The organism is Streptomyces sp. NPDC017095 (genome assembly GCF_044332325.1).
In the GTDB taxonomy this organism is placed as follows: domain Bacteria; phylum Actinomycetota; class Actinomycetes; order Streptomycetales; family Streptomycetaceae; genus Streptomyces.
This window is the reverse complement of the sequence record NZ_JBIROU010000003.1, coordinates 78,345-103,092: the sequence shown is the minus strand read 5'-3', so window position 1 is coordinate 103,092 and position 24,748 is coordinate 78,345. Positions and strand designations below refer to the sequence as shown.

Sequence of the window (24,748 nt, the reverse complement as noted above, 5' to 3'; positions counted from 1 at the left end):
CCCGGACCACACCGGCCTGCCGCTAACCCCTTTCGGCCTCCTCCACAGCCTTCTCCACAGCCGTCTCCCCGGCCCTCTCCACCGCCTTCTCCACCGGCCGCTCCTCGGCCTCCTCCTCCGGCGGCTCCCCCGGGGCTCCCCGCAACAGCACCGTGAGGAGCCGTACCGCCCCCCTCTTGTGCAGCGGGTCGTTGCCGTTGCCGCACTTGGGGGACTGGATGCAGGACGGGCAGCCCGCGTCGCACTCGCAGGAGGCGATGGCCTCGCGGGTGGCGGCGAGCCAGGCGCGGGCGGTGTGGAAGGCACGCTCGGCGAAGCCCGCGCCGCCGGGCTGGCCGTCGTAGACGAAGACCGTCGGCAGGAGCGTGTCGGGGTGCAGCGGGACCGAGACACCGCCGATGTCCCAGCGGTCGCAGGTCGCGAAGAGGGGCAGCATGCCGATGGAGGCGTGCTCGGCGGCGTGCAGGGAGCCGCCGAGGATCTCCGGGGTGACCCGGGCCTCGTCCAGCTGGTCCTCGGTGACCGTCCACCACACCGCGCGGGTGCGCAGCGTACGGGGAGGGAGGTCGAGTTTCGTCTCGCCCAGCACTTCGCCGGTGATGAGGCGGCGGCGGAGGTAGGAGACCACCTGGTTGGTGACCTCCACCGAGCCGTAGCACAGGCGGCCGGCGCCCCACGGGACCTCGGTGTCGGTCTCCAGGACGGAGATCGACGTGGTGTCGCGGGCGACCGTCGAGTAGGGCGGGTCGGCCTGTTCGACCAAGGCGACCGAGTCCTCCAGGTCCAGGGAGCGCACCAGATAGGTGCGGCCCTGGTGCAGGTGGACGGCGCCCTCGTGGACCGTGGAGTGCGCGGCGCCCGCGTCGACCGTGCCGAGCAGCCGGCCCGTGCCGGACTCCACGATCTGCACCGGGCGGCCGCCGGTGCCCCGGATGTCGGTGAGGTCGGCGGCCCGCTCCCGGCGGGTCCAGTGCCAGGCCCGCGTGCGGCGGCGCAGCAGCTTCGCGGCCTCCAGCTGCGGCAGCACGTCCGCGCAGGCGGGGCCGAAGAGGTCGAGGTCCGCCTCGGTCAGCGGCAGCTCGGCGGCGGCGGCGCACAGGTGCGGGGCGAGGACGTAGGGGTTGTCGGGGTCCAGGACCGTCGATTCCACCGGTTGGTCGAACAGGGCCTCGGGATGGTGGACGAGGAAGGTGTCCAGCGGGTCGTCGCGGGCGACGAGGACCGCGAGGGCGCCTTGGCCGGAGCGGCCCGCGCGGCCCGCCTGCTGCCACAGGGACGCGCGCGTGCCCGGGTAGCCGGCGATCACCACCGCGTCCAGGCCCGAGACGTCCACGCCCAGCTCCAGGGCCGTCGTGGCGGCCAGACCGAGGAGTTCACCGGAGTGCAGGGCGCGCTCCAGGGCGCGGCGCTCCTCGGGGAGGTAGCCGCCGCGGTAGGCCGCGACACGCCGGACCAGGGAGCGGTCCACCTCGGCGAGTCTCTCCTGGGCGATGACCGAGATCAGCTCGGCGCCGCGCCGGGAGCGCACGAAGGCGACCGAGCGCACGCCCTGCACGGTGAGGTCGGTCAGCAGATCGGCGGTCTCGGCGGTGGCGGTACGCCGGACGGGTGCGCCGCGCTCGCCGTGCAGGTCGGTGAGCGGCGGCTCCCAGAGGGCGAAGACCAGCTCCCCGCGCGGGGAGGCGTCGTCGGCGACCTCCACGACCGGCAGGCCGGTCAGCCGGCGGGCGGCGACCGCCGGCTCGGCGGCGGTGGCCGAGGCCAGCAGGAATACGGGGGAGGAGCCGTAGCGGGCGCACAGGCGGCGCAGCCGGCGGAGCACCTGGGCAACGTGCGAGCCGAAGACGCCCCGGTAGGTGTGGCACTCGTCGATGACGACGTAGCGGAGCGATTTGAGGAAGGAGGACCAGCGCGGGTGGGAGGGGAGTATCCCGCGGTGCAGCATGTCCGGGTTGGTCAGGACGTAGTTGGCGTACTGGCGGATCCACTCCCGTTCCTCGAACGGCGTGTCGCCGTCGTATACCGCGGGGCGCACCGAGGTGCCGAGTGGTTGTGAAAGTTCCTTCACCGACCGGCACTGGTCCGCCGCGAGCGCCTTGGTGGGGGCCAGGTACAGGGCGGTGGCGCCCCGTCCGTTGGGGGCCTCGGAGCCGTCCAGGAGGGCGGACAGGACGGGCACGAGGTAGGCGAGGGACTTGCCGGACGCCGTGCCGGTGGCGACGACCACCGACTCGCCGTCCAGGGCGTGCTCGGCGGCCAGCGCCTGGTGCGCCCAGGGATGCTCGATGCCGCACGCCTGGACGGCCGCGATCACCTCGGCCCGAATACGGTCAGGCCAGACGGCATGGCGGCCCGCTCGCGGGGGCAAGTGCTCCGTATGAGTGATGCGCGCGGCGCGGCTCGGCCCGGAGGCGAGCCGGTCCAGGACCGCGCCCGGAGACGGGCGGGACGCCGGGGCCGCCGGGGTTCGATCGGATCGGTGATTCTTGGCCATCGGCACCGAGTGTGTCACCGGCGTGACGGACAATGGGGTCAAGGCGTCGTGCACGCCTGCCGTAAGTGATTGAATGCCATGGCGGCTGGCGTTGCGTCCCGGGGGTCGCAAGCCGAGAGCCCGAGGGGCGACCGCTCGATAGCAAGGTGCTGGAGGATCCGTGGACCTGTCCCTGTCGACCCGTACCGTCGGCGATCGTACGGTCGTCGAGGTCGGTGGCGAAATCGACGTATATACCGCGCCCAAGCTGCGCGAGCAGCTGGTCGAGCTGGTGAACGACGGGAATTTCCACCTCGTCGTCGACATGGAGGGCGTGGACTTCCTCGACTCCACCGGGCTCGGCGTGCTGGTCGGCGGCCTGAAGCGGGTGCGTGCCCATGAGGGCTCGCTGCGCCTGGTCTGCAACCAGGAGCGCATTCTCAAGATCTTCCGGATCACCGGCCTGACCAAGGTGTTCCCGATCCACAACTCGGTCGAGGAAGCGGTCGCGGCCACCGACTGACCGCTCGCCGGCCGACCGGTCACCGGCTGTTCGGCCGCTGACCGGTCACCGGCCGATCCGGACCGGTCGCCGGCGCCCGGGCTCCTGCCGGGGCGCGGTCGCCGGCCGGTCCGTCCCTGGTCGCCGCCGCGGTCGGTCCCGGCCTCCCCGGCCGGTACCGGCCCGCCGGAACCGGCCGACCGATACGGCCGCCCGGCCGACACCGGCCGACACCGGCCGACACCGGCCGACACCGGCCGACACCGGCCGACACCGGCCGACAGAGGCCGACAGCGACCGGTATCGGCCGACGCGGCCAGGCGGAGGATGCGGACGGACGGCCCGGGGCACAGATGTACACGCAGGGGGCGGGTCGCCCGGCGGCCCGCCGTCGACCGCACGCCCGTAGTCGCGAGGGGGATGCATGGCCACCGTCGAACTCCGCTTCAGCGCGCTGCCCGAGCACGTCCGGACCGCCCGGCTGGTGGCGGCAGCGGTGGCGCGCAGGGCCGGAGTGGACGAGGCCGTCCTCGACGAGGTGCGGCTCGCCGTGGGTGAGGCCTGCTCACGCGCCGTCGGACTGCACCAGAGCAGTGGCGTCACGGCACCGGTGAAGGTGGCGCTGATCGAAGAGGAGAAACAGTTCTCCATCGAGGTCGGCGACGAGGCGCCGCACGCCGTCCCGGGCGGCGACACGCCCGGCGCGCAGGACGTCGAGGCGGAGATCGAGGAGGACGAGATGGGCCTCGCGGTCATCAGCGGGCTCGTCGACGACGTGGAGGTCAGCACCGGACCGGGCGGCGGGCTGATCCGCATGACCTGGCCGACCACCCCGCCGGCCGCGGCGCTCGTCTGACCAGCCGTCGTACCCGTACGTCCAAGGGCCCTGCTCAGCAGGGCCCTTGTCGTTTTCCGCCGGCCCTCCGGAATGTCGTGAAGAAATTCACGATCAATAGTCCGGTAATTCGATCAAGCGCCAATGCGGTCGTCAATGCCCTGAAGGCGTTACTTCTTTCGGGCCCCGTGTCGTTACCTCGATCATTCGCTGAAGAGCGGGAGGAGGCTGATTTCGTTTACCGTCCTCTTTTTAGATCACCCCGGGGTACCTACAATCCGTCCACATCTTGAGCTCAGCCCAAGCGTCAAGGAGGACGAATGGCGGGGCTTTCTACCCCTCTTCAGTCGGGTCATCCCACTTCTCTCGCGGCCGCGGTCCTGACCGACGACAATCGGATCATCGTGGCCGTCATCGCGGCCGTCGCCCTGGCCGCGCTGGTGGTCGCGGGAGTCCTGGTGCGTCAGGTCCTCGCGGCGGGCGAGGGCACCGAGAGCATGAAACGGATCGCCGAGGCGGTCCAGGAAGGTGCCAAGGCGTATCTCGCCCGGCAGTTGCGCACCCTCGGCGTATTCGCCGTCGTCGTCTTCTTCCTGCTCATGCTGCTGCCCGCGGACGACTGGAATCAGCGGGCCGGCCGATCGGTGTTCTTCCTGATCGGTGCGGCGTTCTCGGCGGCCACCGGCTATATCGGCATGTGGCTCGCCGTGCGCAGCAACGTACGGGTCGCCGCGGCGGCCCGGGAAGCCACTCCGGCGGAAGGCGAACCGGAAAAGGATCTGACCACCGTCTCGCACACCGCGATGAAGATCGCCTTTCGCACGGGTGGCGTCGTCGGCATGTTCACGGTGGGGCTCGGCCTGCTGGGCGCCTCCTGCGTCGTGCTGGTGTACGCCGCCGACGCGCCGAAGGTGCTGGAGGGCTTCGGCCTCGGCGCCGCACTGATCGCGATGTTCATGCGGGTGGGCGGCGGCATCTTCACCAAGGCCGCCGACGTCGGCGCCGACCTGGTCGGCAAGGTCGAGCAGGGCATTCCGGAGGACGACCCGCGCAATGCCGCGACCATCGCCGACAACGTGGGCGACAACGTCGGCGACTGCGCGGGCATGGCGGCCGACCTCTTCGAGTCGTACGCCGTGACCCTGGTGGCCGCGCTGATCCTCGGCAAGGCCGCCTTCGGCGACGCCGGACTGGCCTTCCCGCTGCTGGTGCCCGCCATCGGGGTGCTCACCGCGATGATCGGCATCTTCGCGGTCGCCCCGCGCCGCAGCGACCGCAGCGGCATGAGCGCGATCAACCGCGGCTTCTTCATCTCCGCGGTGATCTCGCTCGCGCTGGTCGCGGTGGCGGTCTTCGTCTATCTGCCGGGGAGGTACGCCGACCTCGGCGGTGTCACCGACGCGGCGATCCGGGGCAAGGCCGGCGACCCGCGCGTCCTCGCGCTGGTCGCGGTGGCCATCGGCATCCTGCTCGCCGCCGTCATCCAGCAGTTGACCGGCTACTTCACCGAGACCAACCGCCGTCCGGTGCGGGACATCGGCAAGACCTCCCTCACCGGGCCGGCCACCGTCGTCCTGGCCGGCATCTCGGTCGGGCTGGAATCGGCGGTGTACACGGCGCTGCTCATCGGGCTCGGCGTGTACGGCGCGTTCCTGCTCGGCGGCACGTCGATCATGCTGGCGCTGTTCGCCGTGGCCCTGGCCGGCACCGGTCTGCTCACCACGGTCGGCGTGATCGTCGCCATGGACACCTTCGGGCCGGTCTCGGACAACGCGCAGGGCATCGCCGAGATGTCCGGCGACGTGCAGGGGGCGGGCGCGCAGGTGCTCACCAACCTGGACGCGGTCGGCAACACCACCAAGGCCATCACCAAGGGCATCGCCATCGCCACCGCCGTCCTCGCCGCGTCGGCGCTGTTCGGGTCGTACCGCGACGCGATCACCACCAATGTGCAGGGCGTCGGCGCGAAGCTGACCGGACCGGGCTCGCCGCTAACCCTGTCCATGGACATCTCGCAGCCCAACAACCTCGTCGGCCTCATCGCGGGCGCCGCGGTCGTCTTCCTCTTCTCCGGGCTGGCCATCAACGCCGTGTCGCGTTCGGCCGGGTCGGTGGTGTTCGAGGTGCGACGGCAGTTCCGCGAGCACCCCGGGATCATGGACTACACCGAGAAGCCCGAGTACGGCCGGGTCGTCGACATCTGCACCAAGGACGCCCTGCGCGAGCTGGCCACGCCCGGACTGCTCGCCGTCATGGCGCCGATCTTCATCGGGTTCACCCTCGGCGTCGGCGCGCTCGGCTCGTATCTGGCCGGCGCGATCGGCGCGGGCACGCTGATGGCGGTGTTCCTGGCGAACTCCGGCGGCGCCTGGGACAACGCCAAGAAACTGGTGGAGGACGGCCACCACGGCGGCAAGGGCAGCGAGGCGCACGCGGCCACGGTGATCGGCGACACGGTCGGTGATCCCTTCAAGGACACCGCCGGACCCGCGATCAACCCGCTGCTGAAGGTCATGAACCTGGTGTCGCTGCTCATCGCGCCGGCGGTGATCAGGTTCTCCTACGGCGACGACAAGAACATCGGCGTCCGGATCGGCGTCGCGGTCCTGGCGCTGCTGGTGATCATCGTCGCCGTGTACGTCTCCAAGCGGCGCGGCATCACCGTCGGGGACGAGGACAGCACCGAGCGGGTGGCCAAGTCGCCCGACGCGGCGGTCGTGTCGTAGGACGAGACCGGAAGTCCCGCGGAACGGGCGGGCGGACGGCGCGCGATGGCGTGCCGCCCGCCCGCTTCCCTTGCGCGGCCCCCGCACGCCCTCCGTTACGCGGCCGCCTTGCGCCGCCGCCGCCGCACGCCCTCCGGTGCGCGGTCGCACGCCTCGTGAGCCTTCTCTCCTCCGGTGCAAAAAGTCACAAAACCTGACCGATGCCTCTCCCGGCGCGGGGAGGGAGGCCGTCCGCGTGTAGATTCCGGGGGCCGAGAGCCATGGAAGGGACCAATCCGGTGAACAAGAAGCTCGCGGCCGCGCTGTCCGGCGGTGCGGTACTGGTGGTGGCGATGACGGGGTGCGGCAGCAGCGGCCCCAAGGAGCCCGACCCCAAGCTGGTGTCCTGGGCCAAGACGGTGTGCGACGCCATACCCGCGCAGACCGCGAAGATCCGGTCGGCCAACGCCTCGATCGCGTCCATCGCCACGGACAGCAACCTGCCGCCCAAGGACGCCCAGAAGACGTACGTGGCGGCCTTCCAGGACATGTCCGACGGTTACAAGGCGCTCGCGGACGCCCTCGACAGCGCCGGCGCGCCCCCCGGTATCGACGGCGGCGCCAAGCTGCAGCGGGACGCGGCGAAGAACCTCGCCGACCTGTCCACGTCGTACACCGGGCTGAAGAAGACGGTCGACGGGCTCGACACCAAGAGCCAGAGCAAGTTCGCCAAGGGCCTCAAGGAGGTCGCCGGCCAGACCAAGGAGGTCGGCAAGCAGGGCGACAACGGCACACAGGCGCTGAAGCGGCTGGAGCAGGGCGACGTCAAGGAGGCCATGGCCAAGCAGCCCAGCTGCAAGGTCGCCGCGTCCGCGACGGCCCGCGCCACGGCGCCCGCGACGGCCGGCTGACCTCGGCGCCCGGGTTGCGCGCAAGCGGCCCCGGGCCGCCGCGGCGGGCCACAATGGGGGCGTGACTGACTCCGGACCCGCTCCCCTGCCCGCTTCCGACCGGCCCGACACCGCCGCGCGCCTGAGGGACGCGCTGCTGGCCGCCTCCTTCACCGCCGACGGGCTGCTCGACCTGCTCGGCGCCGCCGCGTACGCGGCGCTGGCCCGCAGCGAGACCGTGCCCGCCCTGCGGGCGACCCGCGGCGACACACCGCTGGAGACGCTCGTCCGGCTGTTCCTGCTCCAGCAGCCGGTGCCCCGCGCCCGCGTGGCGGACGTGCTGCCGGTGGCGGAGGCGCTGGAGGGAGGCTGGCTCACGCCCGTGGGCGGCGACGAGGTGGCCGCGACCGTGGACGTACGGCCGTACGGCGGTCCCGGCGGCGAGGACTGGTTCATCGTCTCCGACCTCGGCTGCGCGGTCGGCGGTGCCGGCGGCATCGGACAGCACGACGAGGGAGTCGTCCTGGGCGTCGGCGGCGCCTCCACGACCCTGGCCGGCATCACCGTCCGCACCCCTGTCGCCGCCGCGCTGGACCTCGGCACCGGTTCCGGCATCCAGGCGCTGCACGCCGCCCAGCACGCCACGCGCGTGACGGCGACCGATCTCAACCCGCGAGCGCTGCACACCACGGCGCTCACGCTGGCGCTGTCCGGCGCGCCCGCGGCCGACCTGCGCGTGGGATCGCTGTTCGAGCCGGTCCGGGACGACGAGACCTTCGACCTGATCGTCTCCAACCCGCCGTTCGTCATCTCGCCGGGCGCCCGGCTGACGTACCGCGACGGCGGCATGGGCGGGGACGATCTGTGCCGCTCGCTCGTTCAGCAGGCGGGGGAACGGCTGACCGAGGGCGGGTTCGCGCAGTTCCTCGCGAACTGGCAGCACGTGGCGGGGGAGGACTGGCAGGACCGGCTCAGGTCGTGGGTGCCCCGCGGGTGCGACGCCTGGATCGTGCAGCGCGAGGTGCAGGACGTCACCCAGTACGCCGAGCTGTGGCTGAGGGACGCCGGCGACCACCGCGGCGACCCGGCGGAGTACCAGGCGCGGTACGACGCGTGGCTGGACGAGTTCGAGGCGCGCAAGGTCAGGGCGGTCGGCTTCGGCTGGATCACCCTGCGCCGGACCGGGTCCGCCGAGCCCGTCGTCACGGTGGAGGAGTGGCCGCACCCGGTCGAGCAGCCGCTCGGCGAGACGGTCCGGGCGCACTTCGACCGCCTCGACTACCTCCGGGCGCACGACGACGCGGCGCTGCTGGAGAGCCACTTCAGGCTGGCCGGCGAGGTGGTCCAGGAGCAGGTCGGGCTGCCCGGCGCCGAGGACCCGGAGCATGTGGTGCTGCGCCAGCACCGCGGGATGCGCCGGGCGACGAAGGTGGACACGGTCGGCGCCGGGTTCGCGGGCGTGTGCGACGGCACGCTGAGCGCGGGCCGCATCCTGGACGCCATCGCCCAGCTCGTCGGCGAGGACCCGGTGCTGCTGCGCGACCGCACGCCGGCGCAGATCCGGCTGCTGGTGGAGCAGGGGTTCCTGGAGCCGGTCGGCTGAGCGTGCGGGGCCGCCGCCGCACCCGGCGCCGGCCGTCCTGGCGGTGGGCTGAGCGCGCGGGGGCGCCGCGCGGCGGGGGGTCCGCCGCGCGCGCCGGCGCCTTTCCGGAAAACGGCCGGAAAAATATGGCCGACGCGATCGGGCCTCCCGGTTCGAGCGCGTTCGATTTCGTACCGGTCCCCCCGTTCACCCCGATGTCGCCCGTCGGCCTCCCGCGCGTGGCACCCTCCCGGCACCGGGCACGGCCGGCGGCGGGGAAGGGGCGGACGGGCGATGGAGAGTGGACCGGCGATCTTCGCGGGAGCGGTGTTCGCCCTGTTCGGAGCCGGTCTGCTGGCCTGGACCGGCACGCGTCTGCGGCGCCGGGAACCGGTGGCCCTCGATGTGAGTCCGGTCGCATCGGCCACCGTCGCGAGCGTGGCCGGGACGGTCGCGCTGGCCCTCGCCGCGTACTGCCTGACCCGGTGCTGAGCCGGGCGTCGGCCGTTCCCCGGCGTGAGGGGGGCGTTACGCTCCGGACAGGGGTGCGAGGGCGGCCCCACGATCCGGGCGGCAGGAATGCCGGTAGTCGGGTTACCGTTCGAGTGGCCGTTGTGGGCTTTTCCCGTTTGACACGGGGGCGGGATGTAGCGTCACACTCCGCAGCGTCACACGAGCCAGCAGTACGCCGCGACCCCGGGACGAAGGACTGGGGAGGCCCAAGCGTCGACCGGAGAGAAGAGCGAAGTTGTCCCCGACCAGCGAGACCGCACACGGCGGTCGCCGACTCGTCATCGTCGAGTCGCCTGCCAAGGCGAAGACGATCAAGGGCTATCTCGGCCCTGGCTACATCGTCGAGGCGAGCGTCGGGCACATCCGCGACCTTCCCAACGGCGCCGCGGAGGTGCCCGAGAAGTACACCGGCGAGGTCCGTCGCCTCGGTGTGGACGTCGACCACGACTTCCAGCCGATCTATGTGATCAACGCGGACAAGAAGGCTCAGGTCAAGAAGCTCAAGGACCTGCTGAAGGACTCCGACGAGCTGTTCCTCGCCACCGATGAGGACCGGGAGGGCGAGGCGATCGCCTGGCACCTCCAGGAGGTCCTGAAGCCGAAGATCCCGGTCAAGCGCATGGTGTTCCACGAGATCACCAAGGACGCGATCCGCGCGGCCGTCGCCAACCCGCGCCAGCTCAACCAGAAGCTGGTCGACGCCCAGGAGACCCGCCGCATCCTCGACCGCCTCTACGGCTACGAGGTCTCCCCGGTGCTGTGGAAGAAGGTCATGCCCCGGCTGTCGGCCGGCCGCGTGCAGTCCGTGGCCACCCGGCTCGTCGTGGAGCGGGAACGCGAGCGCATCGCCTTCCGCTCCGCCGAGTACTGGGACCTGACGGGCACCTTCGCGACCGGCCGCGCGGGAGACTCCTCGGACCCGTCCTCGCTGGTCGCCCGCCTCCAGACGGTCGACGGCAGGCGCGTCGCGCAGGGCCGCGACTTCGACTCCGTGGGCCGGCTCAAGAGCGACAGCACCCTCCACCTCGACGAGGCGACCGCCCGCGCCCTCGCCGCCGCGCTGGAGGACACCCGCTTCTCCGTGCGGTCCGTCGAGTCCAAGCCGTACCGCCGCTCGCCGTACGCCCCGTTCCGTACGACGACGCTCCAGCAGGAGGCCAGCCGCAAGCTGGGCTTCGGCGCGAAGGCGACCATGCAGGTCGCGCAGAAGCTGTACGAGAACGGCTACATCACGTACATGCGTACGGACTCCACGACGCTGAGCGAGACCGCGGTCGCCGCGGCCCGCGCCCAGGTCACGCAGTTGTACGGCGCCGACTACCTGCCTCCGCAGCCGCGCACCTACGCCGCCAAGGTGAAGAACGCGCAGGAGGCGCACGAGGCCATCCGTCCGTCGGGTGATCGTTTCCGCACGCCCGCGGAGACCGGTCTGACTGGCGACCAGTTCAAGCTGTACGAGCTGATCTGGAAGCGGACCGTCGCCTCCCAGATGAAGGACGCGACCGGGAACAGTGTCACGGTGAAGATCGGCGGCAGGTCCGCCGACGGCCGGGACGTCGAGTTCAGCGCGTCCGGCAAGACGATCACCTTCCACGGCTTCCTGAAGGCCTACGTCGAGGGTGCCGACGACCCGAACGCCGAACTGGACGACCGTGAGCGCCGGCTGCCGCAGGTCGCCGAGGGCGACGCGCTGTCCGCCGACGAGATCACGGTGGACGGCCACGCGACCAAGCCGCCGGCCCGGTACACCGAGGCCAGCCTGGTCAAGGAGCTGGAAGAGCGCGAGATCGGCCGCCCGTCGACGTACGCGTCGATCATCGGCACGATCCTCGACCGCGGCTACGTCTTCAAGAAGGGCACGGCCCTCGTGCCGTCCTTCCTGTCCTTCGCCGTGGTGAACCTGCTGGAGAAGCACTTCGGGCGGCTCGTCGACTACGACTTCACCGCGAAGATGGAGGACGACCTCGACCGCATCGCGGCGGGCGAGGCCAAGGCCGTGCCGTGGCTGAAGCGCTTCTACTTCGGCAAGGGCACCGTCACCGGCAGCGCGGCCGACGCGGGCAACGGCGACGGCGACCATCTCGGCGGCCTCAAGGAACTGGTGACCGACCTGGGCGCGATCGACGCCCGCGAGGTGTCGTCGTTCCCCGTGGGCAACGGCATCGTGCTCCGCGTCGGCCGCTACGGCCCGTACATCGAGCGCGGCGAGAAGGACACCGAGGACCACCAGCGCGCCGACATCCCCGACGACCTCGCGCCGGACGAGCTGACCGTCGAGCTGGCCGAAGAGCTGCTGGCCAAGCCGAGCGGCGACTTCGAGCTGGGCGCCGACCCGCAGACGGGCCACCAGATCGTCGCCAAGGCCGGCCGCTACGGTCCGTATGTCACCGAGATCCTGCCCGAGGGCACCCCGAAGACCGGCAAGAACGCGGTCAAGCCGCGGACGGCCTCGCTCTTCAAGTCCATGTCACTCGACACGGTGACGCTCGAGGACGCGCTGAAGCTGATGTCGCTGCCGCGGGTCGTCGGCACCGACGCGGACGGCCAGGAGATCACCGCGCAAAACGGCCGCTACGGCCCGTACCTGAAGAAGGGCACGGACTCGCGGTCGCTGCAGGCCGAGGACCAGCTCTTCACGATCACGCTGGAGGAGGCGCAGGCGATCTACGCCCAGCCGAAGCAGCGTGGCCGGGCCGCGGCCAAGCCGCCGCTGAAGGAGCTGGGCGAGGACCCGGTCTCCAACAAGCCGGTCGTGGTCAAGGACGGCCGCTTCGGCCCGTACGTCACCGACGGCGAGACGAACGCAACCCTCCGGTCGGGTGACAGCGTCGAGACGATCACTCCTGAGCGTGGTTTCGAGCTGCTCGCGGAGAAGCGCGCCAAGAGCCCGGCCAAGAAGACCGCGAAGAAGGCGACGGCCAAGAAGACCGCCCCGGCGAAGAAGACCGCGGCCAAGAAGACGGCCGCCAAGACCACGGCCGCCAAGACCACGGCCACCGCGAAGAAGACGGCCGCCAAGAAGACCACCGCCAAGAAGGCGACGGCTTCGAAGGCGACGGCTTCCGGCACGGAGGACTGACCCTCCCGGCTTCGCCCAGCGCACGTCCGCCCCGGTGCCCGTAGGCCCCGGGGCGGACGTACGTGCGCAACCGGGGACACGGACACGCGAGGTGTGCTGTCAGCGCCTGCGGATAGGCTGAACGCATGACGCGAGCCGAGCAGCCAACGGCCCATCCCACAGCCCCGGACGACGCCCTGGTCGCGGACTCCCGCGAGCGCGCCGTCCGCTCCCTGCTGCGCCGGCCGCAGCTGAGGCGCCTGTGGAGCGCGCAGCTGGTCAGTGGTGTCGGCGACACCCTGTCCCTCCTCGTCCTCGTCGTCCTGGTCCTCCAGGCGGCGATCTCCACGGGCGCCTTCGGCGGCGGCTACCGAGGCGTGGCGTTCGCGGTGGCGACGGTCTTCGGTGCCCGCGTCCTCGCGACGCTGCTCTTCGGCGCCGTCCTCCTCGGCCCGGTGACCTCGCTCACCGCCCAGGAGGGCCCTCTCGACCGCCGCTGGACCATGGTCGGCGCCGACGGCCTGCGCGCCGCGCTGCTGATCGTCGCGCCCCTGTGGATCGACTGGACCCCGGACGACGCGCTCGCCGTGCTTCTGGTCACCGCCTTCGTCACCGGCGTCGCCGAGCGGCTGTGGACGGTCTGCCGGGAGAGCGCCGCCCCCGCCCTGCTGCCGGCCCCGCCCCCGGAGGGCGCGACCGTACGGCCGCTGCCTGACCACCTGGACGCCCTGCGCCGCCTCGCGCTGCGCACCGGCTTCCTCGCGGTCCCGCTGGCCGCCGCCGCCCTGGTCGTGGCGGGCCTGCTGAACAACCTGCTGGGCACCGGCGTCGCCTGGTTCGGCCAGCACCAGGCGGCCCTCGGGTCGTACGTCGCGGCGGGCCTGTTCGCCGCCTCCCTGTCCGTGCTGACGTACCTGGAGGTGCCCGGCACGCGCACCCCGCGCGCGCGGTCCCCGCTGGAGGGTCTGCGCCGCCCGCGCACCGGCACCGGCGTCGACAAGGGCCGTACGGGCGCCGTCCCGCTGCTGGTCCCGGCCTGCGCCGGGGTCGCGGGAGCGATCGCGGCGGCCGTCTCGGTGTGCGTGCTGCACGCCAAGGACCTCGGCGGCGGCCCCGTGCTGTACGGCCTGCTGGTGCTGGGCCTGACCGGCGGTGTCGCCGCCGGCATCCGGACCGCGCCCGCCCTGCTGCCCTCGCTCTCCCGCCGCCGGCTGCTGGCCCTGGCCATCGCCGTCACCGGCATCGCGCTGCTGGCCGCCGGACTGGTCCCGGACGTCACCACGGTCCTGCTGCTCGTCACCCTGGCCGGCGCCGCCGCGGGCGTGGCCGCCAACACCGGGCACACCCTGCTCGACCAGGAGACCGAGGACCACCGCCGGGCGCGCACCACCGAGCACCTGCACGCCGTGGTCCGCGTCTTCATAGCGCTCGGCGTCCTGATCGCGCCCCTGTTCGCGGCGCTGATCGGCCCGCACCGGCTGGAGAACGGCAAGTTCGTCTTCGCGCACGGCGGCGCCGCGTTCACGCTGATGCTGGTCGGCGCGCTGCTGCTGCCGATGGCCGCGCTGGTCCTCGCCAAGGTCGACGACCGCTCCGGCGTGCCGCTGCGCCAGGACCTGCGGGACGCGCTGCTCGGCGGCGACGACCCGGTCACCACCCCCGCGGACAGCGGCTTCTTCATCGCCCTGGAGGGCGGCGACGGCGCCGGCAAGTCCACCCAGGCCGAGGCCCTCGCCGAGTGGATCCGCGCCAAGGGCCACGAGGTCGTCGTCACCCGCGAGCCCGGCGCCACCCCGGTGGGCAAGCGGCTGCGCTCCATCCTGCTGGACGTGTCCTCGGCGGGCCTGTCGCACCGCGCGGAGGCGCTGCTGTACGCCGCCGACCGCGCCGAGCACGTCGACACCGTCGTACGCCCCGCCCTGGAGCGCGGAGCGGTCGTCATCTCGGACCGCTACATCGACTCCTCCGTCGCCTACCAGGGTGCCGGCCGCGATCTGTCCCCGACCGAGGTCGCCCGCATCAACCGCTGGGCCACCCACGGTCTGGTCCCGCACCTCACCGTCCTGCTGGACGTCGCCCCGGAGACCGCCCGCGAGCGGTTCACCGAGGCGCCGGACCGGCTGGAGTCGGAGCCGGCGGAGTTCCACGCGCGCGTGCGCTCCGGTTTCCTCACGCTGGCCGCGTCCGACCCCGGCCGTTATCTGGTCGTGGACGCCGGACAGGAGCCCGAGGCCGTCACCACCGTGATCCGGCACCGGCTGGACACCGTGCTGCCGCTGTCCGAGGCCGAGGTCAAGGCCCTGGAGGAGGCCCGCCGCAAGGCCGAGGAGGAGGCCCGCCGCAAGGCCGAGGAAGAGGCCGCCCGCAAGGCCGAGGAGGAGCGCCTGGAGCGCGAGCGCCAGGCGCAGCTCGCCAAGCTGCGCGCCGAGGAGGAGGAGCGCAAGCGGCGCGAGCTGGAGGAGGCGCAGCGGCGCGAGGCCGAGCGGCAGGCGGAGGAGGCCCGGCAGCGGGCCGAGGAAGCCGCCCGGCGCGCGGAGGAGGAGCGGCAGCGGCTGCTCGCCGAGGAGAAGGCGCGCGCCGAGGCGGAGGCCCGCCGCAAGGCCGAGGAGGAACGGCGCCGCAAGGAGGCCGAGGAAGAAGCCCGGCGGCGCGCCGATGAAGAGGCCCGGCAGGCCCGGCTGCGCGCGGAGGAGGAGGCCCGGCGGCTGGCGGCGCAGCGCAAGGCCGAGGAGGCGCTGCTGCGCGCCGAGGAGGCCCGTCGGCAGGCTGCCGAGGCCGCGGCGGCGGCCGACGCGGCGGCCCGCAGGCCCAGCACGCCCCCGCCCGCGGCACCGGCCGCGGCCCCCGACGCGGCCACGGCGCCCGCACCGGACACGGACCGGGGCACCGACGTGACCGTCCCGACCCCGGTGGTGTCCCCGGACGCACAGGCTCCGGACGCGGCACGGCGCCGGACGGACGGGCGGCCGGACGGGCGCCTCTCGGACGACACCACGGTGCTGCGGCCGGTGCGCGAGGAGCGCGGCGGCTCCGGCGGCGGCGCCCGGGGCGCCTACCCGGACTCCGAGGTGACCGCCGAACTGCCGCAGCCGCCCGCGCCCGGCCCGGCCGAGGAGACGGCCGTCCTGCCGCGGATCGTTCCGGGCGCGGCGGACGAGACGGCGGTCCTGCCGCCGGTGTCCGCCGAGCCGCCGGCCGGGCAGGCGTCCGCGGGTACGGGCGCGGCGGACGAGACCGCCGTGCTGCCGCCCGTACGGCGCGACGGCCCGGCGGACCGGGTGCCGCCCGGTTTCTTCCGGGACGAGCGGCCGGGGCCGGACGGCTCCGAGCCCCGCACGCGCGAGCTGCCCCAGCTCGACGCCGACGGCATGCCCCGCCGCCGCCCGCGCCCCGACTGGGCCGAGGAGACCCCGCTGGACGACCTGCCGACGCTGGCCGACGAACTGCTCGGGACGTACGACGAGCGGGACCACGGCGACCCGGGCGACGGCGGGGGACAGGACCGGGCGGACCGCGGGAGCCGGGACGGCCGAGGCCGGGGACGCCGCGACTGAGACGGACGGATGGACGGACGCCGGGGTTCCGGGCAGGCCCGCCGGGCGGTTTCTGACCGGTCCCGCCGGGCAGTTCCGGACCGGTCTGTCCGAGAAGTTCCGGGCCGGTCCCACGAGAGGGGGCCGGTCCCCCGAGGGGTTCCGGGCCGGTCCGGCCGGGGGCGACGGACGCCGCCGCAGGTCCGGGGCCCGGACCTGCGGCGGCGTCCGTTGTCAGTGCCCGCCCGCACAATGGATCCCGGAACGCGGAATGTGACGGAAGGGCGGCGTGACCCATGACCGTGTGGGACGACCTCGTCGGGCAGGAGAAGGTGAGCGCGGTGCTCGACGCGGCCGCGCGGGACGCCGACGCCCTCGTCACGGCCACCTCGACCGGCCGGCCGCCGCCCGAGGCGTCGAAGATGACGCACGCCTGGCTGTTCACGGGCCCGCCGGGCGCCGGCCGCGGCCAGGCGGCGCGGGCCTTCGCCGCGGCCCTCCAGTGCGTGAGCCCCGACCGCGCGCTGGGCGGCTCCCCCGGCTGCGGCTTCTGCGACGGCTGCCACACCGCGCTGCTCGGCACCCACGCGGACGTCACGACGGTCGCCGCGGTCGGCTCCGAGATCCTGGTCAAGGACATGCGGGACACGGTCCGCAAGTCGTACACGGCCCCGGCGACCGGCCGCTGGCAGATCATCCTGGTGGAGGACGCCGAGCGGCTGAACGAGAAGTCGGCCAACGCCGTCCTCAAGGCCGTCGAGGAGCCCGCCCCGCGCACGGTCTGGCTGCTGTGCGCGCCCTCCATCGAGGACGTCCTGCCCACCATCCGCTCCCGCTGCCGCCACCTGAACCTGCGCACGCCGTCCGTGGAGGCGGTCGCCGACATGCTCATACGGCGCGACGGTATCGAGCCCGAGGTCGCCGCGTCCGTCGCCCGCGCCACCCAGGGCCATGTCGACCGGGCCCGCCGGCTGGCCACCGACCCGGCGGCCCGCGAGCGCCGTGCCGCCGTGCTGCGGCTGCCCCTGCGGCTGGACGAGATCGGCGCCTGCCTGAGGGCGGCCCAGGAACTGGTCGACGCGGCGGCGGAGGACGCCAAACAGCTCGCCGAGGAGACGGACGGCAAGGAGACCGAGGAGCTGAAGGCGGCGCTCGGCGCGGTCCAGGGCGGCCGGATGCCGCGCGGGACGGCGGGGGTGATGAAGGACCTGGAGGAGATGCAGAAGCGCCGCAGGACCCGCACGCAGCGCGACAGCCTGGACGTCGCCCTCGGCGATCTCACCGCCTTCTACCGCGACGTCCTCGCCCTCCAGCTCGGCACGCGCGTGGCGCTCGCCAACGCCGACGCCGAGGACGCCCTGGAGCGGCTGGCGCGCGGCAGCACCCCCGAGTCCACGCTCCGCCGCATCGAGGCCATCGCCGCGTGCCGCGAGGCCCTGGACCGCAATGTGGCGCCGCTGCTGGCGGTGGAGGCGATGACGATGGCCCTGCGGGCGGGCTGAGGCGGTGTCGGTGGTGGTGCGGGCGGGGCCGGGGGCGTGGCCGCAGACCGGGGCGGGGAGGCTGTCCCGGGCGCACGCGGATGTCCTCGCCGTCATTCCCGGCCCGGGGCCCAGCGCCCCGGCGTGTCCCCCGTAGGAGGCACAATCTGCACGCATCGCACCTGAGTCGTCGCGCAGCGTTACGCTCGCCTGATGCACACCAGGCCCTCTCCCCGACCCCGCCGGACCCGGGACGCCCGCTCCCGGACGACGGCCCGTCTCACGGCCACCCTGCTCACGGCCGCCGCCCTGCTCGTGTCCGCCTGTTCCGCCGGGAGCCCGTCCACGTCGGTCGGCGGGACGGTGCAGGCGGGGCTCGCCGCGCTGCCGCGGGCGACGCCGTCGGCGCTGACGCCGTACTACGGCCAGCGGCTGCGCTGGCGCGACTGCGGTGCCCCCGGGTTCCAGTGCGCGACGATGAAGGCACCGCTGGACTACGCCGACCCGGGCGCCGGCACGGTCCGGCTCGCCGTGTCCCGCAAGAAGGCCACCGGCACGGGCAAGCCGCTGGGCTCGCTGCTGGTCAACCCGGGCGGTCCGGGCGGATCGGCGGTCGGGTACCTCCAGCAGTACGCGGCCCTCGGCTACCCGGCACGGATCCGCGCCCGCTACGACATGGTGGCGGTGGACCCGCGGGGCGTCGCCCGCAGTGAGCCCGTCCAGTGCCTCGACGGGCGGCAGATGGACGCGTACACGCAGACGGACGTGACACCCGACGACCAGCGGGAGCGCAAGGCGCTGGTCGCGGCGGACCGCACGTTCGCGGAGAGCTGCGGGACCCGCTCCGCGCGGCTGTTGCGGCACGTCTCGACCGTGGAGGCCGCCCGGGACATGGACATCCTGCGGGCGGTGCTCGGGGACCGGAAGCTGAACTACGTCGGGGCCTCCTACGGCACGTTCCTCGGCGCGACCTACGCCGGGCTGTTCCCCGGGCGGGTCGGCCGGATGGTGCTGGACGGCGCGATGGACCCGTCGCTGGACGCCCGCAGGCTGAACCTGGACCAGACGGCGGGCTTCGAGACCGCGTTCCAGGCGTTCGCGAAGGACTGCGTACGGCATCCCGGCTGCCCGCTGGGCGGCAAGGGGGCCACGCCGGCACAGGTCGGCGACCGCCTCCGGGCGTTCTTCCGGGCGCTGGACGCCCGCCCCGTCCCGGCGGGGGACGCGGACGGCCGCCGGGTGGGAGAGGCGCTGGCCACGACCGCGGTGATCGTCTCGATGTACGACGAGGCGTCCTGGGCGCAGTTGCGCGAGGCGCTGACCTCGGCGATGAAGGAGCACGACGGGACCGGGCTGCTGGCCCTCTCCGACAGCTACTACGAGCGGGACGCGAACGGCCACTACAGCAATCTGATGATGGCCAACGCCGCCGTGAACTGCCTGGACCTGCCGGCGGCCTTCTCCGGCCCCGAGGAGGTGGAGAAGGCGCTGCCCGCGTTCGAGAAGGCGTCCCCGGTCTTCGGCCCGGGCCTGGCCTGGGCCTCGCTGAACTGCACGTACTGGCCGGTGCGGGCCACGGGCGAGCCGCACCGCATCACGGCGGAGGGAGCGGCGCCGATCGTGGTGGTCGGCACGGTCCGCGACCCGGCGACGCCGTACCGCTGGGCCCGTTCCCTGGCCGCCCAGCTCTCCTCGGCGCGCCTGCTGACCTACGACGGCGACGGCCACACGGCGTACGGCCGCGGCAGCGCCTGCATCGACACGGCGATCGACACCTACCTCCTCCAGGGCACCCCGCCGGCCGCCCGAAAGCGCTGCTCATAGCCCCTGCCACCCACCCCGGGGTCACCTTCCCGGGGTGGGTACGAAGCACCTCGGGAAACTGTGTAGACTTACCGACGTTGCCGATCGCACCATGGTGCGGGCAGCGCGCCGCTTTAGCTCAGATGGCCAGAGCAACGCACTCGTAATGCGTAGGTCTCGGGTTCGAATCCCGAAAGCGGCTCCACTGAAGCCCAGCTCAGACACTGTCTGAGCTGGGCTTTTGCGTTGCGTTCAGGGGCGGCGGCGGTGGCCGTCAAAGACGTGGCAAAGCGGGTCGGGGCCCGGTGAACCCGTGGCTGGGCAGCGACATCTTGGTGAACGGCGGGCAGCGCGCGTTCGGGCGGCGGTGCCGCCGGCGGCCGGATGGGGTGAGGGACGTGCAGGCGCCGAGGATCGCCGTCGCCGTGGTGACGATGGGCAACCGGCCCGCCGAGGTCGACGCCCTGCTGGAGTCCGTGGCCGGGCAGGACCTCGCCCCCGCCCGCATCGTGATCGTCGGCAACGGCTGCCGGCTGCCCGAGTTCACCCGCCGGCTGTCCCTGCCCGGCGAGGTCACGACCGTGGACGTCGAGGAGAACCTCGGCTGCCCAGGCGGCCGCAACGTCGCCCTCGCCCGGCTGCGGGAGTTCGGGGACGTCGACGTCGTCGTGGAACTGGACGACGACGGACTGCTCGTCGACCCCGGCGTGCTGCGCCGCGTGCGCGACCTGTACGCCGCCGACCCCCGCCTCGGCATCGTCGGCTTCCGCATCGCCGACGAGCACGGCGAGACACAGCAGCGGCACGTGCCCCGGGTGGGCAAGTCCGATCCACTGCGCGGCGGTTACGTCACCGGGTTCCTCGGCGGCGGGCACGCCCTGCGGATGGCGATGCTGGCCGAGACCGGGGACTGGCCCGCCGCGTTCTTCTTCGCGCACGAGGAAACCGACCTCGCCTGGCGAGCCGTCGACGCCGGCTGGAAGATCCTCTACGCCCCCGAGCTGCTTCTCCGGCACCCCAGGACCTCACCGGCCCGGCACGCCATCTACTACCGGGTCAACGCCCGCAACCGGGTCTGGCTCGTCCGGCGCCGGCTGCCCCTGCCGCTCGTCCCGCTGCACCTCGGGGTGTGGACGCTCCTCACCCTCGCCCGCACCCGTTCCCCGGCCGGGCTCCGCGCGTGGTGCGGCGGGTTCGCGGAGGGGTTGCGGGAACCGGCCGGCGAGCGACGGCCGATGCGCTGGCGGACGGTGTGGCGGCTCACCCGGCTGGGCCGGCCGCCGGTGATCTGAGCGGCCGGTGAGGGTTGGGCGGCTGGTGAGTGCTGGGCGGCTGGTGAGCGCTCGACGGCCGGTGAGCTTTGGGCGGCCTGCCGCCGGTCGCGCCATGTGAAGGGCGCGTCCTGGCCGGCGCGGGAAAGCGGGACGGGGCCCCGGTCGTTCACCTCCGACGGCCGGGGCCCTTGTTCGTCCCCGGATCCGGCCAGCGGCGACACTCCCCCGAGTTACGCGACATACGCGCGCGCCGTCGAGCCGGATCCGATGTGTTGATCACATCAGGATTCGCCAACGGATCGCTAACATGTGGCCAACGGTTCGTCGGCGGGCCGCCGAACGGTTGGCCGGAAGTTGTCCCTCGACAGCGGGAAAAGCCCCTCGGACGGGCTGATTCCGCCTGCGGCCGGGCACACGGAAGGTGGCGGGAAACCGTTGCGGACAGGGCGGGTTTCCGCCAGGCAGACGGCGGGCACGGGCCCGCCGCGGAGCGCGGGTCGGCCCCGACCGCGCGGGAAGGCTGTGGAGCGGCGTGATGCGGCGGTGCGAGCTGCGCTTCGGACTGCTGGGACCGCCGGTCCTCTACGACCGACTCCCCGACCGACCGCCCCACGGCCTCCCGTACGACCCACCCGCCCACGTCTTCGGCCCTCCGCCCACCGGCGCCCCGGGCGAGCCCGCTCCCGGCACCGCCGCCGGTATCTCCTCCCGTACCGCCAGTGCCTCCGGTACCCCTGTTCCCGGCCATAAGAACGAGAAGACCGCCGAGAGCGCCACCGCGGTCGACGCTCCGGACGACGGTGTCCGGCCCATCGGCAGTCCCAAGGTCCGGGCCCTGCTCGCCGCGCTGCTGCTGGAGCCCGGCCGGGTCGTCTCCGTCGAGTCGCTGAAGGACGCGCTGTGGGGCGGCGCGCCGCCCGTCTCCGCCCAGGCGTCCCTGCACAACCACGTCACCCGGCTGCGCCGGCTCCTGGACGATCCCGAGCGGCTCAAGGCCGTACCGCCGGGTTATGTGCTGCGGGTCGACCAGGGCGAGCTGGACGTGCACGTCTTCGACGCCCGGGTCGCCGAGACACGGGCCGCGCACGCCCGGCGGGACTGGCCGGGCGTCGTACGGGCCTGCGCCGCCGCGCTCGCGCTGTGGCGCGGCACCCCGCTCAGCGGGCTCCCCGCCGACATCGGCGGCTACGCCCTCGTGCAGCGCCTGGACCAAGCCCGGCTGCTGCTGCTGGAGTGGCGTTACGACGCCGAACTGGCGCTCGGCGGCGCCCGGCCGGCCGCGCTCGTGCCCGAGCTGACGGCCCTGGTCGCCGAACATCCGCTGCGCGAGGCGTACCACCGTCAGCTGATGCTCGCCCTGCACCGCACCGGCCGCCAGGCCGAGGCCCTCGCCGTCCACCGCGATCTGCGCGCCCGCCTGGTGGAGGAACTCGGCATCGAGCCGGGCCCCGCGGTCCGCGAGGCGCACGTCGAGGTGCTGCGGTGCGGCGACGGGCAGCAGCGGCCGGGCGAGACGTACGGCGCACCGCGGCCGGGCGCACCCGCACCGGCCACACCGGCCGGATCGTCCTGGCGGCCGGGGAAGCCGCCCCTCACCGGCACCGACGACGACCCGGAGCGCGCCGCCGGCCCCGAGCACACCGCCAGCGACTCCACACCGCCCGCGCCCTCCACCGCCCCAGACCCCACCGCAAACACCGCCACCCCCGCTCTACCGCCCACTCCCTCCCCCCACCACCCGCACACCCCCCACTCCCCACCGGCCCCCGCCGCCCGCCAGACCCCGCGTCCGGCGCAGTTGCCCGCTCCGCCGGCCCACTTCACCGGGCGGGTGGACGTACGGCGGGAGCTGCGCCGTGCGCTGACCGAGCCGCCCGCGCCGGCCTCCGTCGTCGCGGTGATCAGCGGTATGGCCGGAGTCGGCAAGAGCGCTCTCGCGCTGCACGTCGCCCATGAGCTGCGGGAACGTTTCACCGACGGTCAGCTCTACGTCAACCTGCGCGGCGCCACCCCCGGCATGACCCCGCTCACCGCGGCCCAGGCGCTCGGCGCGCTGCTGCGCGACCTCGGCGTGGACGCCCGCAACATCCCCGAACACCCGGACGCGGCCGCCGCGTTGCTGCGCTCGCTGCTCGCGCCCGCCCACATCCTGCTGGTACTGGACGACGCCGCGCACGCGGCCCAGGTACGGCCCCTGCTCCCGGCCGGCCCCGGCTGTGCGGTGATCGTCACCAGCCGTTCGCCGCTCACCGCGCTCGACGGCGCCCGGCGCTTCCCGCTCGCGCCGCTGACCGGCGAGGACAGCGCGGCCCTGCTGCGCGCGGTGAGCGGCCGCGCGGGGCTGGACGCCGCTCACGCCCTGGTCGAGCTGACCGGGCGGCTCCCGCTGGCGCTGCGTGTGGTCGCCGCCCGGCTCGCCGCCCGCCGCGCCCTCACCCCGGACGCCCTGGCCGGTCAGCTCGCCGAGACCGGCGGGCGCTTGCGCCATCTGGAGTACGACGATCTGAGCGTCCGGCGCTCCCTGGCCGTCGCCCACGACGCGCTCGCCGCCGCCGCGCGCGAGGCCGACCGGGACGCGGCCCTCGCCCTGCGCCGTATCGGCGCGCTCGACCTGCCGACGTACGGCGCTCCGCTGATCGCCCGGCTCACCGGCACCGACGAGCGGCGGGCCGAGGCCGCCCTCGACCGGCTGGTGGACGTGACCCTGCTGGAGGAGACGGCGTTCGGCCGCTACACCCCCCACGACCTCGTCCGCGACTTCGCCCGGGAACTCGCGGACGCCGACGCGCGGGCCGCCACGAAGGCGACCGCGACCGCCCGCGGCACCACCGCCACCGGCCGCACCGGCGACAGCACCGGCACCGCCGACCTCATCGCCCTGCGCTGGTACGGCGCCGTGGCCGAACGGGCGCTGACGGCGGTCGCGGAAGCAGGGCCGGACCAGGACGACCGGCGGCGGCCGACCGCCGCGCAGCCGGCCGGACACGCGGCCGAGGTGGCCGCGCTGGCGTCCTTCGAGTCGGCCGGGGACGCGTTCGCCTGGGCCGACATGGAGCTGGAGAACGTCGTCACGCTGGTGGCGCGGAACGCGGACACCGAGGATCCGCACCTCGCCGCCCGCCTCTCGGTGCTCGCGCGGCTGCTCTTCCCCTTGGTGCAGCGCAGCGGCCGGATCGCCGAGATGGAGGTGCTGGGGCGGGCCGCGCTCGCCACGGCGCGGCGGCTGGGGGACCAGGCGGCGCAGGCGTACGCGCTGGGCGACCTCGCGGCGCTGCACTTCCTGACCGGCCGGCAGAACGACGCGCTCACCCTGACCGACCAGGCCCTGGAGATCTGGGGACGGCTGGGCGTGGCCTCCCGGATCCGGCGCTGCCTGAACAACCGCGGGCTGCTGCTGGAGGGGCTCGGGCGGTTCGCGGAGTCGGGGGAGGCGCTGCGGCAGAGCCTCGCCTACTCGCGGCTGCTGGACGACCCGTACGGCGAGGCCGTCACCCGCAGCCACCTCGGCAACCTCTACGAGCACACCGATCCGCGCGCCGCCATCGAGCAGCACCGGCGCTCGCTGGCGATCGGCGAGCGCATCGGCGCGGTCGTCGTCCGGCACTCGGCGCACTGCAACATCGGCTACGCCCATCTCACCCTCGGCGAACCGGACGCCGCCGCCCGGCACTTCGAGGAGAGCCTGCGCATCCTCGGCGGCCACGGCGACTGGCACGGCGAGTCGCAGACCCGGCTCGGCCTGGTCCGCGCGCTGCGGCAGCTCGGACGGGCCGAGCGGGCGGCCGGCGAGTGCGCCGAGCTGCTGCGCCGGGCCGAGGACCGCGCCGACCGCTACACGGGCGGGCTGGCCCTGCACCAGCACGGGCTGCTGCTGCGCGAGCAGGGGCGGGGGGCGGAAGCGTACGACGCCTGGCGCACGGCGTACACGGCACTGGACGGCACGGACGAACAGGCGGTCCTCACCGAGCTGCGGGAACTGCTGAGCGCGGGCGGCCCGGACGGCCCGCGAAGCGGAGCTGCGGAATGACGGCGGCCCGAGCGGCCCGAGCGGCCCGAGCGGCCCGAGCGGCCCGAGCGGCCCGAGCGGCCCGAGCGCGGG

At 73.8% G+C, this 24,748-nt stretch carries 13 protein-coding genes and 1 tRNA gene; 13 read left to right on the top strand and 1 reads right to left on the bottom strand.

From position 1 onward, the window contains the following. Positions 1-22: 22 nt before the first annotated feature. On the bottom strand, positions 23-2,494 hold the full coding sequence (locus ACH4OA_RS06575; protein WP_397967923.1) for a DEAD/DEAH box helicase: 2,472 nt from the start codon (positions 2,492-2,494) through the stop codon (positions 23-25). A gap of 160 nt (positions 2,495-2,654) precedes the next feature. Between ACH4OA_RS06575 and bldG the strand changes: the two genes are divergently transcribed. The 13 genes from bldG to ACH4OA_RS06510 all read left to right on the top strand — a co-directional run bounded on the left by bldG (position 2,655) and on the right by ACH4OA_RS06510 (position 24,676). Beyond that, on the top strand, positions 2,655-2,996 hold the full coding sequence (bldG, locus tag ACH4OA_RS06570; protein ID WP_365873753.1) for an anti-sigma factor antagonist BldG: 342 nt from the start codon (positions 2,655-2,657) through the stop codon (positions 2,994-2,996). 403 nt (positions 2,997-3,399) lie between these two features. Beyond that, positions 3,400-3,831 carry an ATP-binding protein gene (locus tag ACH4OA_RS06565; RefSeq protein WP_397967922.1) on the top strand — a complete coding sequence of 144 codons (432 nt, stop codon included), beginning with the start codon at positions 3,400-3,402 and terminating at the stop codon, positions 3,829-3,831. 299 nt (positions 3,832-4,130) lie between these two features. Beyond that, entirely contained in the window at positions 4,131-6,536 is a 2,406-nt protein-coding gene (locus ACH4OA_RS06560; RefSeq protein ID WP_397943630.1) for a sodium-translocating pyrophosphatase, read from the top strand. A gap of 278 nt (positions 6,537-6,814) precedes the next feature. After that, positions 6,815-7,426, top strand: coding sequence for a small secreted protein (locus ACH4OA_RS06555; protein ID WP_397947856.1), 612 nt, complete (start codon positions 6,815-6,817; stop codon positions 7,424-7,426). 61 nt (positions 7,427-7,487) lie between these two features. Further along, a complete protein-coding gene (locus ACH4OA_RS06550) occupies positions 7,488-9,008 on the top strand; it encodes a methyltransferase (protein WP_397967920.1) in 1,521 nt (506 codons plus the stop codon). A 273-nt stretch (positions 9,009-9,281) separates the two neighbouring features. Next, positions 9,282-9,479, top strand: coding sequence for a hypothetical protein (locus ACH4OA_RS06545; RefSeq protein WP_365941464.1), 198 nt, complete (start codon positions 9,282-9,284; stop codon positions 9,477-9,479). A 256-nt stretch (positions 9,480-9,735) separates the two neighbouring features. Continuing rightward, positions 9,736-12,579 (top strand): type I DNA topoisomerase, encoded by a 2,844-nt coding sequence (gene topA / locus ACH4OA_RS06540; RefSeq protein ID WP_397967918.1) that lies wholly within the window; start codon positions 9,736-9,738, stop codon positions 12,577-12,579. 125 nt (positions 12,580-12,704) lie between these two features. Further along, positions 12,705-16,112 carry a dTMP kinase gene (tmk, locus tag ACH4OA_RS06535; protein WP_397967917.1) on the top strand — a complete coding sequence of 1,136 codons (3,408 nt, stop codon included), beginning with the start codon at positions 12,705-12,707 and terminating at the stop codon, positions 16,110-16,112. 275 nt (positions 16,113-16,387) lie between these two features. Then, positions 16,388-17,593, top strand: a complete 1,206-nt coding sequence (locus ACH4OA_RS06530) for a DNA polymerase III subunit delta' (protein WP_397947851.1) — start codon at positions 16,388-16,390, stop codon at positions 17,591-17,593. A 192-nt stretch (positions 17,594-17,785) separates the two neighbouring features. Next, positions 17,786-19,396 (top strand): alpha/beta hydrolase, encoded by a 1,611-nt coding sequence (locus tag ACH4OA_RS06525; protein WP_397967915.1) that lies wholly within the window; start codon positions 17,786-17,788, stop codon positions 19,394-19,396. Between the two features lie 107 nt (positions 19,397-19,503). Next, positions 19,504-19,580, top strand: a tRNA-Thr gene (locus tag ACH4OA_RS06520). Between the two features lie 193 nt (positions 19,581-19,773). Further along, positions 19,774-20,667, top strand: coding sequence for a glycosyltransferase family 2 protein (locus ACH4OA_RS06515; protein WP_397943524.1), 894 nt, complete (start codon positions 19,774-19,776; stop codon positions 20,665-20,667). Positions 20,668-21,184: 517 nt separating this feature from the next. Continuing rightward, positions 21,185-24,676, top strand: coding sequence for a BTAD domain-containing putative transcriptional regulator (locus ACH4OA_RS06510; RefSeq protein ID WP_397967913.1), 3,492 nt, complete (start codon positions 21,185-21,187; stop codon positions 24,674-24,676). Positions 24,677-24,748 lie beyond the last annotated feature (72 nt).